General features: G+C 72.3%; 1 pseudogene. It reads left to right on the top strand.

Features of this window, described 5'->3' with window-relative positions:
- Positions 1–267: pseudogene (locus tag KVS67_RS12050) on the top strand (1,4-alpha-glucan branching enzyme); the annotation flags it as partial.

Here is a 267-nt window from a genome sequence, read left to right as displayed (position 1 = left end):
CCGGAGACCTACGTGCTGCCGCTGTCCCACGATGAGGTCGTCCACGGCAAGGGCTCCCTCCTGGGCCGCATCCCGGGCGCCCGACGGCAGCAGCTGGCGACCCTGCGCGCCTACTACGGGTACATGTGGGCGCACCCCGGCAAGCAGCTGCTGTACATGGGCGGGGAGTACGCGCAGCCGAGCGAGTGGTCCGAGGGCGAGGGCCTGGACTGGCCCGCCTCGTGGGATGAGGCGCACCGCGGGGTCCAGCTGACGATCCGGGAGCTC

Source organism: Micrococcus sp. GbtcB5, assembly GCF_019091605.1.
GTDB lineage: Bacteria > Actinomycetota > Actinomycetes > Actinomycetales > Micrococcaceae > Micrococcus > Micrococcus luteus.
Note: the sequence above shows the minus strand (reverse complement) of the source record. Positions and strands in the feature narration are given on the sequence as shown.